Origin of the sequence: Elizabethkingia sp. YR214, from assembly GCF_003058195.1 — a bacterium.
Lineage (GTDB): Bacteria > Bacteroidota > Bacteroidia > Flavobacteriales > Weeksellaceae > Elizabethkingia.
This window is the reverse complement of sequence record NZ_QBUH01000003.1, coordinates 54918-69327: the sequence shown is the minus strand read 5'-3', so window position 1 is coordinate 69327 and position 14410 is coordinate 54918. Positions and strand designations below refer to the sequence as shown.

14 protein-coding genes and 1 tRNA gene are annotated in these 14410 nt (G+C 36.0%); all 15 read right to left on the bottom strand.

Annotation, left to right across the window (positions count from 1 at the left end; translation table 11 throughout):
* Positions 1–105 precede the first annotated feature (105 nt).
* The 15 genes from C8J95_RS06355 to C8J95_RS06285 all read right to left on the bottom strand — a co-directional run bounded on the left by C8J95_RS06355 (position 106) and on the right by C8J95_RS06285 (position 14398).
* A complete protein-coding gene (locus C8J95_RS06355; RefSeq protein ID WP_107807646.1) occupies positions 106–1461 on the bottom strand; it encodes a HAMP domain-containing sensor histidine kinase in 1356 nt (451 codons plus the stop codon).
* A gap of 1 nt (position 1462) precedes the next feature.
* Positions 1463–2137: a response regulator transcription factor gene (locus tag C8J95_RS06350; protein ID WP_107807645.1), complete on the bottom strand. Its 675-nt coding sequence runs from the start codon at positions 2135–2137 to the stop codon at positions 1463–1465.
* A 138-nt stretch (positions 2138–2275) separates the two neighbouring features.
* A tRNA-His gene (locus C8J95_RS06345) sits at positions 2276–2349 on the bottom strand.
* Between the two features lie 39 nt (positions 2350–2388).
* Entirely contained in the window at positions 2389–3117 is a 729-nt protein-coding gene (gene bshB1 / locus C8J95_RS06340) for a bacillithiol biosynthesis deacetylase BshB1 (protein WP_107807644.1), read from the bottom strand.
* Positions 3118–3190: 73 nt separating this feature from the next.
* Complete coding sequence (locus C8J95_RS06335) at positions 3191–4840, bottom strand: hypothetical protein (RefSeq protein WP_107807643.1); 1650 nt, start codon at positions 4838–4840, stop codon at positions 3191–3193.
* A gap of 92 nt (positions 4841–4932) precedes the next feature.
* Positions 4933–5793, bottom strand: coding sequence for a PstS family phosphate ABC transporter substrate-binding protein (locus tag C8J95_RS06330; protein ID WP_107807642.1), 861 nt, complete (start codon positions 5791–5793; stop codon positions 4933–4935).
* Positions 5783–5911, bottom strand: coding sequence for a hypothetical protein (locus C8J95_RS06325; protein ID WP_255412735.1), 129 nt, complete (start codon positions 5909–5911; stop codon positions 5783–5785). Before C8J95_RS06325 ends, C8J95_RS06330 begins: the two co-directional genes overlap by 11 nt.
* 130 nt (positions 5912–6041) lie before the next feature.
* Positions 6042–6878: an energy transducer TonB gene (locus C8J95_RS06320; RefSeq protein ID WP_107807641.1), complete on the bottom strand. Its 837-nt coding sequence runs from the start codon at positions 6876–6878 to the stop codon at positions 6042–6044.
* A 29-nt stretch (positions 6879–6907) separates the two neighbouring features.
* Entirely contained in the window at positions 6908–7450 is a 543-nt protein-coding gene (locus C8J95_RS06315; protein ID WP_107807640.1) for a biopolymer transporter ExbD, read from the bottom strand.
* A gap of 12 nt (positions 7451–7462) precedes the next feature.
* Positions 7463–8059, bottom strand: a complete 597-nt coding sequence (locus tag C8J95_RS06310; RefSeq protein ID WP_059325992.1) for a biopolymer transporter ExbD — start codon at positions 8057–8059, stop codon at positions 7463–7465.
* A 56-nt stretch (positions 8060–8115) separates the two neighbouring features.
* Positions 8116–8988, bottom strand: coding sequence for a MotA/TolQ/ExbB proton channel family protein (locus C8J95_RS06305; RefSeq protein WP_009085523.1), 873 nt, complete (start codon positions 8986–8988; stop codon positions 8116–8118).
* Positions 8989–9308: 320 nt separating this feature from the next.
* On the bottom strand, positions 9309–12128 hold the full coding sequence (gene leuS, locus C8J95_RS06300) for a leucine--tRNA ligase (protein WP_107807639.1): 2820 nt from the start codon (positions 12126–12128) through the stop codon (positions 9309–9311).
* Positions 12129–12243: 115 nt separating this feature from the next.
* Complete coding sequence (locus tag C8J95_RS06295; RefSeq protein WP_255412734.1) at positions 12244–12696, bottom strand: lipocalin family protein; 453 nt, start codon at positions 12694–12696, stop codon at positions 12244–12246.
* Positions 12697–12783: 87 nt separating this feature from the next.
* Positions 12784–14022, bottom strand: a complete 1239-nt coding sequence (locus C8J95_RS06290; RefSeq protein WP_255412733.1) for a 3-deoxy-D-manno-octulosonic acid transferase — start codon at positions 14020–14022, stop codon at positions 12784–12786.
* Positions 14023–14047: 25 nt separating this feature from the next.
* On the bottom strand, positions 14048–14398 hold the full coding sequence (locus C8J95_RS06285) for a nuclear transport factor 2 family protein (RefSeq protein WP_107807636.1): 351 nt from the start codon (positions 14396–14398) through the stop codon (positions 14048–14050).
* Positions 14399–14410 lie beyond the last annotated feature (12 nt).

The following is a 14410-nucleotide window of genomic DNA, read 5'->3' as shown; positions in this document are numbered from 1 at the left end:
AATTACTTTTTACAGAGCAAAAGTAAATATGGGGGATTAGGAAGGTTTTAAAACAATATTAAAGACCAATTAGAAAGTCATTAAAAATTTCTAATAACTTATTTATCATAAAAGAACAGGTATTTCAACTATAGAAGTAGTTCCATATCCCAGTACAGACTGAAATGATAGTTTGCTTTTGTTTTGTTCTATGATTTTAGATGATAATGACAGCCCCAAACCAAAACCCTTAATGCCATAAGCATTCTGACTTCGGTAAAACGGGCGGGTAATTTTTTCTATATCCTGTGGTGCAATTCCTATTCCCTGATCGATAACTGATATTTTAACGTTATCTTTATTAATACGAATTCTCATTTCTACTTCTTTCTGCGAAAATTTATATGCATTAGAAATAAGATTGCTAATGGCAATTTCCATCAGACCTGAATTAATATTTATAAATGTTGTTTGGAATTTATCTGGGTTTTCGATTTCAATATTCAAACGTGTGCCGGAAGTATCTTCCATATATTGATCTGTAACTTTCCAGATAAATTCTTCCAGAGCCATTTTATATAAGGGATATGAAGAATGTTCCAGCTGTGACAACATAAGCAAATCGCTCACAATACTATCCATACGGGTAGCATCACGGTGGACTCCTTCCAGAATTTCTTTATACTCTTCAGTCTCTCGATCTTTTCGCAATGCTATTTCAGCATTTCCCAATAAAGAAGCAATAGGCGTTTTTAATTCGTGGGAAGCATTCGAAACAAATGATTGCTGGCTTTCAAATGAATTTTGAAGCCTTTGTAAAAGATCATTAATTGTAGAACTAAGAACAGTAATTTCGTTTTTACTTCCTTTTTCTACAGGAATTCTATAATCCAGGCTGCTTGCCTGAATTTTTTTCATCCTGTGGTTAATCTTCTTAATAGGTTTCAGACAAAGATAGGAGAACCATTCTCCAAGTACTACACAGATACACAAGGCTATCACAAGGCTTATAATCATTACATTTCGAAGCTCCTGCAAAGATTTTTCTCCGGAAGTATTTTCTGCTTCAGCCATTACAATATAATTTCCGGAGTTATCTACATAATAAATACCAACAACATATTTATGATCATTTTTATAAAAAAGAGTTTTCTTCTGAGCCACTTGCTGCAGAATTTTCCCATCCCATGGTGTTGCATTTTCCTTTATGAAAACCGGATTAAAACTGGTATCGTAAATTCTTATTTTTTCTTTAGGTAATGTTCTGGGCAGCTTACGAAGTACTTCATCAAATTCTACTTTAGAAAAATTATCCTGGGCCAGATAATTATGCCCTACTGTATAAGCACGATCTTCTAACTGCTTTCGGAAATTATTCTGCCAGTCTTGTGCTACAATAAAATAAACAGAAGTAAGTACCGCTATTAACAGTACAGCAAATAAGCCTGTAAAAATTAATGATAAGCGTCTTTGTAGTTTCATACTATTCGTCTTTCAGTATATATCCCATTCCTACGACAGTATGTATCAGTTGCTTCGGAAAGCCTTTATCTATTTTTGTCCTTACATAGTTAATATAGACATCTATGAGATTAGTCCCTCTGTTAAAGCCAATCCCCCACACTGCTTCTGCTATTTTTGCACGGTTAATAACTCTGTTTTTATTTACCAGAAGGTATTCTAACAAAGCATATTCTTTTACCGTCAGAGTAATCTCCTGCCCTGCCCTTTTTACAACTTTCTTATAGCAATCCATTACAAGATCATCCGCAGTATACGTTAGGATTGGAAGACTATTTTGATTTCTCCGGCTTAGCGCATTAATCCTTGCCAGTAATTCTTCAAAATGAAATGGTTTGGTAAGATAGTCATCTGCACCTTTATCAAAGCCTTTAAGCTTGTCCTGTATTGTAGAGAGTGCTGTCAGCATCAAAACCGGGATCTCGGGCTTAAAACGCTTTATTTCCGAACATATTTCAAAGCCATTTACCTGTGGAAGGATTACATCTAAAATAATCAAATCAAAATCCTGCTCCATAGCCAACTGAAGCCCCATTGCTCCTTCGTATGCCAGGGTTACACGGTGCTGACTTTCTTCCAGTCCTTTTTTAATAAAATTGGAAACACCTGCTTCGTCTTCTATTAATAGAATATTCATAATGTGGCAATTTTCTCCAAATTTAACAGAAATGTGCTGAGAATAGATAATTATTAGAAAATTCTAATCAATTTTATAAATGAAACTGGATACTTTTAGGCATAAAAAAAGCCGTCATAAATGACAGCTTTTATTTTGGGTGGATGAGGGGTCTCGAACCCCCGACCTTCGGAACCACAATCCGACGCTCTAACCAACTGAGCTACAACCACCGTTTTGGTTTTGTGTGTGCAAAGATACACTATTATTCGTTACTGGCAAATAATTCCGTCAAAATTTTTCAATGCAATTAATTTTGCAGTGTTAAACCCTTCTGCAAACTCTACACCGCTCTGTCTACCCAGATTTTGGGCTCTGTATGTGATACTCTCATAAAAATCCTTTGTAGCGATAGGTGTAACTGGTTCTTTAGAGTTTGGATCATAAAATTGCGACGAATATGCTGCGCAACATTCGATTTTTTTATCCAAAAATCCGGTGATATCTACAACAAAATCTGGTTGAAGGTCCTTCCATTGAATATAATGGAAAACGTGTTTAGGTCTCCATGCTGCCTGATCCTGCCCTTCTATAGATGTTTCAATTCTCCTTAATCCAGATAGGAAACATGCATCTGATACAAGCTTAGCTCCTTTTGCATGATCCGGATGTCGATCGTCCAGTGCATTACAAAGCACTATTTCCGGTTGATATTTACGAATAGCTTCCACAATACGGAGTTGATATTCTTCTGAGTTTACCAAAAAGCCATCTTTCAGCTTCAGATTCTCTCGGTATTCGATACCTAAGATTCTTGCTGCTTCTGTCGCCTCCTGATGTCTGATTTCCGAAGTCCCTCTTGTTCCCAGCTCTCCTTGTGTCAGATCTACAATAGCTACTTTTTTTCCTTCAGAAATAAGTTTGGCCAGAGTTCCGCCACAGCTTAGCTCAACATCATCAGGGTGAGCTCCTATAGCCAATATATCTACTTTCTTTACCATGATCTAAAATTAAAAAAAACTTCTGATCCTACAGACCAGAAGTTTTTGATATTTTCATTTCTTTTAATAGAAATTATTTGCTCAACTTTTCTTTTAGTTTTGCTGCATCTGCGTCTGCAGGATTAGCTTCAAGAGCTTTAGTTACATACTCTAATGCTTTTGCTTTGTCAGCACTTGCTGTTAAGCTTGCCATATTGTAGTATGAGTTAGCCAATAACTCTTTTCCTTTAGCTTGATCTGCTGCCGGTTTAGATGCTAATACGTCAACATATTTCTGGTACGCAGCGATTGCTCCTGCTGCATCACCACTTTTCTGTAATGCGTAGCCTAAGCTGTAGTAAGCAGGCTCCCATGTTTGTAATACATTTGCCATCTGAGACCATGCAGAAGCTGCTCCGCCCCAGTTTTGAGCACCTTGATATTCATTTGCTAATTTATAAAGTAGATCTGTGTTTTTAGGATCAGCTTCTACTTGCTTTTTCAATGCATCAATTGCAGCATTTGTAGGACCACCTTCACCAGAAGCTACCTTAGGTGCTGTACCACTAGCAGAAGCTAGTTCAGCATCCCAATCGAAAGTTTCATCTTTTGCAGCTTTAGCGACAGCAACTTTTTGTTGTGCTTGTTGTAGCATTGCCGCATCTTTTTTCTCTTTACCAATAGCCGCTAAGATTAGACCTTCTAAACCTGAATCACTTGGAAGAATTCTGGATTTTTCAGCTTTGCTTAGGAAAGTTTCCAAACTTGTTTTTGCTCCTGCATAATCTTTAGCTTGGTACTGTAAGTAAGCCTTAATTCTATATTTAATTGGGTCATTGATTTTATCAAAAACAGAATCTAAAGCAGATCCTGCATTAGTGTAGTCTTTCGCAAGGAAAGCTAATTTAGCATAATCTAAAACTGTGTTAGGATCTGAATCTGCAAGATCTAAATATTTCTTGTAATCCAATGCAGCCTGATCATATTTTTGGTATACGATGTTGAATCCACCTCTTGCTTTGTATGCTGGTGCATAGTTTGCATCTGCCTGGATAGCCTTATCAATATTATCTTTAGCTCTCTCCCACTGTTTTGCAGAAGTCCATAAAGTACCAATTCTTGTATATACTGCAGCTTTGTTTTTAGCAACTTCTAATGCTCTGTCATAAGCATTCATTGCCTCACCCCAGTTTTTGTTAAGACGATTAGCATCTCCTAAAGTATAGTAGTAATACTCAGGAACTCCTTTTTTCTCAGCAAGATTAACTGCTTTATTAAGATATTCGATCGATAGTTTAGGATCGTTATGATTAGGATAAAGCGCTAAAGCTTCACCAATTCTGTATAATACTTCAGGATCTTTTTCTCTGGAGTCTTTAGCAACTTGATTAAGCTCTGCTATAGCCCCTGCCTGATCTCCTTTTCCTAATTTAACTGATGCCTGACCAATTCTACTGTAGAATGATTTCTTTGCATCTAAAGCAACACCTTTACTAAAGTATTCTGCTGCTTTTTCAAAATCTGGTTCAGACTGAACTAAATAAGCATTTCCTAAATAGAAATAGTTAGCGTCTGAAGGTTCTTTGTTTACTAGTGCTGTGTAGACTTCTTTAGCTTTACCAAATTTATAGCCGTCAATATCATTAATTCCTTCTGCAACTGTCTGTGCTCCTACCATATTCATGGCAAAAAAAGCAGCTGCACCTAACACTATTTTCTTTGATAATCCAAATCTCTCTTTCATAATTATTCTATTTTTATTAATTATTCTTCTTAAATATAAACACAATTACTATTCCATATATTGCGGAACTAATGTTAAAAAAATACTAATATTTACTTTATCTCTACCATTCTCTTGTACAGTAGATAAGGCTGTAATCCGTTTTTGTCAACGATAAGCTGACCTACCTGACTGCAAGAGTATCTTATAAACCCGTTCCCAACACCAAAATTACCCTCATTGGTAAGGAAATATAAAATACGTGTAAACGGATATTTCTGATATCTCAGATTTTCTCTGCTAGGAGCAAATTCTCCTTTTGCATCTGTAATATTAAGTATCTTAATTTTTGATCTTAATTCTTTAGCTTTCTCGTCATAAGGTCTACTAATTGTGTTAAGACTAATTACCCCAATATGACCAGGGAATTTAGCCAGATTTTCAATGATTTCTTCATTGGACTTTAACGAGGAATATTGCATTTTAGCAGGATCAATTTTAAGCCTTTCAGCAATATAATCTGTATTACTTGTATTTGCCCCGTCAAAGATTAAAGTCCTTTTTTCGTCAGTCAACATTCTCGCAACATCATCCACCGAAATTTTGTCTATTGAAGATTCCTTCGGAACAACAAAAACCAAAGCATCTGCAGCAAAATATGCAGGTACAGCTTTCAATTTTATATTGCTAAGAAAACTTTGTTTTTCTGTCTCCGTTAGTTCACGTGACATTACAATAGTAGAAACTTTATTATCAATTAAAGCTTTTAAAGCTTCCTTTTCTTTCATTTGTTTCAGCTCGATCTTTGCATCCGGATATACTTTCATATAACGGTAAGAAAGAGCATCGGCAACATTATAGAAAGAAGGGTCTGTAGCCATAACTACACTGCCAGTAGCATAATCATTTTTTTTATCATTATTACATGATCCTAATATGATTAATAATACTAATAAAAAAAGGCTATTCTTCATTTCTCTTTCTGAATTTATTTACCACTCTTATCAGTCTGAAAACACCATATATTATAAGCAGCCCTCCCAGCGGATACGCAGCAGCTTCTCCTAATTCTACAATGAAAAATTTATACATAATCACAAAAATACCTAATGTGATATAACAAATCCCTGCAACAATTGATAACAAATTAAACGTCATGGAAACAAAAATACAAAAAAAAGAGAAGCTGCAATAGCTTCTCTTTTTTTATTTGGATATAAACTTATTCGAAGTTCATTGTAACCGGGAATCTGAATCTGGATCTTACCGGATCACCGTTAAGCTTACCTGGGCTCCATTTCCCTTTGATTGATCTAATTGTTCTTTCAGCCTCTCTGTTAAAGTCAGAATTAGGTCCTGAAGCTTTAACGTCAGAAAGAGAACCATCTCTTTCTACAACGAAAGTAACTGTAGTTTTCAATGTACCTTCACCTTCTACAGAAGAGTTATCGAAATTACTTGTAAATAAATTTCTAAATTTCTCAATACCTCCTGCAAATGCTGCTTCCTGGTCAACTCGGTCAACGATTTCGTTACCTACTGGCTTAGGAGCTTCAACATTCTTACCTGCACCTGTATTAGCTGGTGGTGGTGGTGGAGTGTATTTAGCAATTTTTTCACCTTCCTGATCTCTTGTACCAATTGTAGTTTCCTTTACCTCTTCAATTTTCTTAGGTGGCTCTTCCACTTTAGGATTTGGTTTCGGCTCCGGAATCATATCCCTTACAATCTCTTGCTTAGGAGGCTCAACTGGTGGCGGTGGTGGCGGTGGTGGAAGTTCTTTTTCTTCTACCGGTGGTGGGATATCTTTAATATCTGTTAAGTCCACTGACACTTTTGTCTCTTCTTTTTGTTGCCCGTCTTTTATCTTTAAATAAACTAAGGGTGCAAGTACAGCAAAAAGAAATAATGCTGAACCTACTAGTAAAGATCTTGTCAGTATAGGTCTGTAACTTTTTCTCAGATCATACGCCCCGTACTCTTTATTTCTATGCTCAAATACGATTTCATCCAATTCAATTGGTTTATCGTAAGAAGCATTAATATTATCTACTGACATAATTAAATTATTTTTGTTAAAAAAGGTAATTACTTACCTATTTTCTGATCATAGATTTTCTGCTCCCAAGGCTTCACTTCACCGATACCGTATCTTTCACTCTTAGTAATTGCCATTTCATCTAACAAGTCTACAAAATTTTTGTAGTTAGAGTCATCTGTAGGCTTAATAATTACAGTAAAAATATCTGGTTTACGAGCTCTTCTTTTAGCATCATCAATCACCTTTTCAATACCATTCTTATCAAAAGTAGTTTCCTGAAGCTTACCTGGATCTGTTAAACCTGTTTGGTCTAACTGGTGATAATATACTTTATTATCTTTTCCTAATAAGAATGTGATTGAGTTTGTTAGGTCAATCTCAGGAATATCTATCGGTTGATCTTTCTCTGGCTTCGCAGGCAACTTCATATCCATCGTGTTAGGCTTACTTAAAGTAGTTGCTAACATGAAGAATGTAATCAGAAGAAAACCTAAGTCTACCATCGGGGTCATATCGACCCTTACATTTACTTTCTTGGAGCGGACTTTGCCGTCCTTGCCTCCTTTATCCTGTACTTGTACTTCTGCCATGTTGAATATTTTTTACTGATTTTCAGAAGAAGTAATCAGAACGAATTTATAAAACTTAATATCTTTCAATCCTTCAAACAGAGCCTTGAATTTAGGGTACTGCGCATTCGCATCACCTTTAATTGCAAGTCTTGCATCTGGATTTACTTCCAAACTATATTTTACCCAATCTACTAGTTCTTTATTCACACTATCCATTGGGATTGTAGCACCTTTTACATTCGCTCTCTGATCATCCGGTAAGTTAAGATAACTTTTCATCTGAGCCATAGAGGCACCTACCATTGGCAACTTAAGAAATGCATTTTTCTCAGCAGCAGAGAATCCAACTCTGTACTGCCCTGCCATTTTATCTAATATCTGAGATTTCTCAGAATTATTATCAATAGGTGTAAAGAAATACCTCCCATCCGGAGTAATACTAATCGTCATTAAATTAGTATCATCTAACGTAGTTGTAGAGATAGATGAAGGCGTTGTAATAGCCTCAGCATCTGGCTTCTTGAACTGCGCTGTCAGAATGAAGAACGTAAGAAGTAGGAAAGCAACATCCGTCATTGCCGTCATATCGGTAACTACACCATGTCGTTTTGGTTTAACTCTCGCCATTTCTTAATTCTTTATAATTTATTTATTGTTAAACAGAATATTATATTCTGTCCTGATTAGTTATGCTCAGCAAAAGATTGTTGGATGCTCATTCCGATTTCGTCAATCTTATAAGTTAATCCATCGATCTTAGAAGTAAAGAAATTATAAAGAATAATTGCAACAGCAGAAGTACCAATACCTAAAGCCGTATTGATAAGTGCTTCAGAGATACCTACTGATAATGCAGCAGAGTCAGGAGTACCACCACCAGAACCTAAAGCAGAGAACGCTTTAATCATCCCGATTACCGTACCTAAAAGTGCTACTAACGTTGCAACTGTACCTAATGTAGAAAGAATCATCATGTTCTTTTCAAGCATTGGCATTTCAAGAGTTGTAGCTTCTTCTAGAGATTTTCCTAAAGCTACTAACTTTTGCTCTTTGTTCATTGTATTATCATGCTCAAGAGCTTTGTAAGTTGTAAGACCTTCTTTTACAACGTTACCTACAGAACCTTGTTGTCTGTCGCACTCTTCTAATGCAGCGTTGATTTCGTTTCTGTTAAGGTATCCTCTAACTGTGTTAACAAAGTTATCTAAGTTACCGCTACCAGAAGCTTTCTTAAGAACGAAATATCTTTCGAAAGAGAAAACAACTACTGTAATCATGAAAGTAAGAAGAATAGGTACGATTGGACCACCCATGTAAACGATACCCATTGGCTTTCCTTCAGCCGGGTGAAGTTCTGTGGACTTAATATCCGCAAGGGCTACAGACGCTACTCCATCTAAAGCAGGGTTTTTCTTAAAGTTACTCGGGTTACCGAATACAAATAAATAAATTGCAATACCAATTACAAATAAAATAGGGATTACAATCGCAGGATTTAAACCTCCCTTCTTTTTAGCAACAACTTCGTGCTCTGTGTTTGAAACATTCATTTCCATATTAATCTAAATTATTTATTGTTTATTTCTTCAAATTTTTGAGGTTGTAAATTAAAGTCATTTTATTGAAAAATGCAAGATGCAATTCTAATATTGATGATTTTTGTCATTTTTCGGAAACTATTTTTGTTTTTCTCAGATAATCCATCGATCCAAAATCGAGACTAAATTTGTTAAATAACAAAGAATCGTTTAAAAATCAAAAACAAACCTCCTTATTTTTTATCAATTAGCCAATGTTAATTTTTATTCACTTTTGTGTTATTTTTTATACAACATATTTTATCGTATAAAAGATAAATATACCAAAATTTAATGAACTAAATAACGAAATTAACAATTTTTTTAGGCACAACGATGATTTTCTTAGGTATAGCCCCGTTTAAGATTTCAATTGTTTTGTCAAGTTTTAGCACCGCTTCTTCCACTTCTTTCGGTGTAAGATTTGCCGATAATGATGCCTTAAAACGCATTTTACCATTAAAGCTTACCGGATATTCTATTTCATCCAACTCTAAATACTGTGAATTAAACACCGGGAAAGGAGCATATTCTATACTTTCTTTATTCCCTAAAAGAGACCATATCTCTTCTGTAATATGTGGAGCATAAGGAGAAATAATAACAGCCAAAGGCTCTAGTATTTGTCTTTTGTTAGTCTTTAATTTAGTCAACTCATTCACCGCAATCATAAAGGAACTTACAGACGTGTTGAACGAGAAATTCTCGATATCAAAAAGAACTTTCTGGATCAGAGTATGCAGAACTCTGTATTCTTCTTTTGTTGGCTCTTCATCTGTAACTTCAAACTCATCATTTGCATTGAAGTATAAATTCCATAAACGCTTTAAGAAACCGTAAACACCACTAAGTCCTTGTGTATTCCATGGCTTGGATTGCTCTAACGGGCCTAAGAACATTTCATATAAACGAAGACAGTCTGCACCGTATTCATCACAAATATCATCAGGATTTACAACATTAAATTTGGACTTGGACATTTTTTCGACTTCACGCTCGGTAACGTATTTATCTCCGTCTTCTAAAATAAATGTTGCATCTTTAAATTCTGGTCTCCAGTTTTTGAAAGCTTCAGTATCCAGTTCATCTGTCGCTCCTTTTAATAAGGATACATCAACATGGATTTTCTGGGTAGCATAATCTTTAGCCAGATTTTTTGAAACAAACTGATTTGTTCCATCAATCCTAAACACAAAAGCGCTCATTCCCAGGATCATTCCCTGATTGATCAACTTCTGGAAAGGTTCTTCCTGTTCTATATAATTACGATCCTTTAAAAACTTATTCCAGAAACGGGAATACAATAAATGGCCAGTAGCATGTTCGCTACCACCTATATATAAGTCTACCTGTCCCCAGTAATCTGTCATTTCTTTATCTGCAAAGTAGGAATCATTATGAGCATCCATATAACGCAGGAAATACCATGAACTACCAGCCCAACCAGGCATTGTGCTCAGCTCTAACGGGAAGATCATTTTATTATCAATAAGGTCAGTCGCTACAATTTTCTGATTAGCTTCGTCCCATCCGTAATCTTTAGCGTTACCTAATGGTGGATCTCCATCTTCAGTCGGAAGGTATTTTTCTACTTCTGGTAATTCCAATGGCAATGCGGAAACAGGTAAAGTATAAGGAACATCATCCTTATAATATACAGGTACTGGTTCGCCCCAATATCTTTGGCGAGAGAAGATAGCATCTCTCTGACGATAATTGGTTGTAGCATTTCCTAAACCACGGCCAACAATTTCCGTAATAATTTTTGCTTTTGCATCTTCATATTTCAGACCATTCAGAAAATCTGAATTGATACAAATACCATCTTTAGCAATGAATGGTTCTTCCTGAACATCCTCACCTCCTTCAACCACTTCGGTAATTTCTAATCCGAATTTCTTTGCAAAACGGTGATCTCTCTCGTCATGTGCAGGAACAGCCATTACAGCTCCTGTTCCATAACCCATTAGTACATAATCGGAAATATACACCGGCATTTTTTTCCCGGTAAACGGATTAACCGTATACGCTCCAGTAAAAGCACCTGAAACAGTCTTTACGTCTGCCATACGGTCTCTTTCTGATTTCAAAGAAGTCTGCTCTATATAATTCTGAACTTCTTCTTTCTGCTCAGCCGTTACAATCTCCTGTACCAATGGACTTTCTGGCGCCAACACCATAAAAGTAGAACCAAAGATAGTGTCAGGTCGTGTTGTAAACACTTTTATCTGTACATCAGAATTTTCAAGACCAAAGTTAACTTCTGCTCCCTGAGATTTACCAATCCAGTATTCCTGCGCGTCTTTCAACGGCTGTGGCCAGTCTAATGTTTTTAATCCTTGTAATAGTCTCTCAGAGTAAGCTGTAATTCTCATACTCCACTGCATCATTTTTTTCTGATACACAGGAAAACCTCCACGCTCTGATTTACCATTAATAACCTCATCATTTGCCAATACAGTTCCTAGCCCCGGACACCAGTTCACGGTAGTCTCTGCACGGAAAGCCAAACGATAGTTTAATAAAATCTCTTGTTGTTCTTTCTCAGATTTTGTATTCCATTCAGCTGCTGTAAATTCTATTTTCTCAGTCTGAACTGCATTTAAGCCTTCCGTTCCTTTTTCAGAAAGGTGTTTTATTAACGTATCGATAGCTTCAGCTTTGTCGGTATCATTATTATACCACGAATGGAATAATTCTATAAAGATCCATTGCGTAAACTTGTAATAACTAGCATCTGAAGTACGGAATTGTCTTGACCAATCGAATGAGAAACCGATTCTTTTCAGCTGCTTCTCATAACGGTTAATATTTTCTTCTGTTGTAATAGCCGGATGCTGCCCTGTCTGAATTGCATATTGTTCTGCAGGTAAACCGAAGCTGTCATAACCAATAGGATGCAGGACACTGAATCCCTGATGTCTTTTGTAGCGGCTTACAATATCCGAAGCGATATAGCCCAGTGGGTGTCCCACATGCAGTCCTGCTCCTGAAGGATAAGGGAACATGTCGAGTACATAATATTTAGGCTTTGTAGATTTCGCATCGGTCTTATAAGTTTCATTTTTGGCCCAATACTGCTGCCATTTGTTTTCAATCTGGTTATGATCGTAATACACTTTATAAAATTATTTTTTTATTAAAATTAGATTTTCACAAAAGTACAATATAAAAAACAATAATCTCCACAAAAGCTTGTGGAGATCTATTAAATTGTACTGAGTTTATTTTTTGTTATGCTTTGATATACTTCATTGTAGCTTTCACCTTTATATTATCAATAGTCTTGTTTTGTGAAATTACAAGCGTTGTATTTGTCACTCCTTCTATCTTTGCCTCATCTTTCTGCCCGCCTGTATAGGTCTGATAAATTGTATTTCTTTCAATACTAAAAGTAAAGTTAAGATTTCCAGAGTCTTTACAAGTCCCGGGTGTTGAAATACTTTCGTAACCACGCTCTACCCCTTTATTATCGGCTCCATTAAACAAAATGGTAGATCTTTGAAAACATTGATCATTAAAAACCTTTTTCTGCCCGTTACCTTCAATAGTAAGAGATTCAAGTCTCCAATTTCCATAAACCTCAGCAGGCTCAACCACAAGGTAATTATCATTATTATCTCTGGAACTACATGATCCGATTGCTAAAAAAGCAGCAATAAATAAAAAGAATAGTTTTAGTTTCATATTCATCTGATATTAATATTTCTCTATGCCGTGAAATTAAATAAAAAGATATACACCTTCCAACTTTTTCACAACAAAGCGTAAATATTATTTAACTTGAATATTATTAAGAATAATAGCAGCTGCATCGGGCTGATCAGCTATAAATTTACCTGCTAGAGAAGCCATACTTTTTCTTTTATCTTCATCCCGGAACAATTGATGAAGAAATACAGCAGCAGCATTTTCGTCGGAAAAGCTTTTTGCTGCACCGGCTTCAATCAAAGCATCGGCTTCAGGATTTTTCTTATACTGATTGCCAAAAACTACAGGTATAGCGTAAGCAGCTGCCTCCAGTATATTATGCAAGCCTGAAGAATGGAAACCTCCACCTACAACAGCAACAGCTGCATAATGGTAGAGACGGGACAGCATTCCTATATTGTCGATAATTAAAAGCTGATGATCTAAGGCAGATGGTTGACTACTTTCTAAACCGCTATACAAAACCGCCTTATCTCCAAAACGCTGCTTAATCAGTGGAACACGTTTCAGATCATGAGGGGCTAGAATTATTTTTGTATCCGGATTTTCATTAATAAATTTCTCAACCAAATTCTCTTCAGCTTCCCAGGAGCTACCGACAACTAAGACTGGTTTGTTTTGAATAAAGCTTTGAATAAGCGGCACCTCTGTGAAATTCTTTACATTTTGTTTTACCCTGTCATATCTTGTATCTCCTGTATACAAAGAGTTGGTAAGTCCTATTGATTCTGCAAGCTTTAGTGAATGCTCTGTCTGATGAAAAAAGACATTAACATCCTTCCGGAGCTGTCCCACAAAGAATCGCCCTCCAGATGTAAAGAACTTCTGTTTTTCATAAAACAATGCTGAAACCACATAAATTGGTATATTCTTTTGGTTCAATACTTCCAATAATCGATACCAGAAATCATATTTTACAGTAAAGAAAATAGTGGTCTGAAATGAGTTTACAAACTGCTGGATTGTATTTTTTTTGTCAAACGGAAGATAACAGATTGCATCAGCAATATGCTTTTTCTTCACTACATTTTCATACCCCGATGGAGAAAAAAAACTAACGAGAATTTTATAATCAGGATACTGGATTTTTAATCTCTCAAGAACAGGAAGTCCTTGTTCGTATTCGCCCAAACTGGCGGCATGCATCCAGATAACTTTATCATCTTTAGTAAATGTCTGTTGAACATTTTTCAGGGAATCTCTTCTCCCGACCACACCTTTCTTCACTTTCTCATTAAAAAGCGAAGCAATCTTCATCCCGAAGGCCATTAGCGAGATAGATATATCGTATAAAAAAAACATTCTTTATCCGGAAACTGAATTTATTCTAAACGGTATAGTGTGCAATCATCTTGTTCACCTTACCCTCTTCATTAAAAAACATCACCTCAACAGCTTTTTTATCCATTACGGATTTATAATAAAGCGCAACAGAATTAACTCCTTCCGTTACATCATAAAGCTCGAAATGCAAATCTGGCATTTTATCTAGTGCTCTTTTCCAATAATCGGCGACAGCATCTTTACCTTTCAAATTTCCATCACCCTCTCCCAGTGCCATCTTAATCATAGGCGTTGTAATCTCTATATCTTCTGAATAATGACTTAGAATGACATCCAGATCATGGGAGTTCCATGCTTCAATCCAGGTTTTGGCAAATTGTTGGGCTTTAGACATCGCTTAAAATTT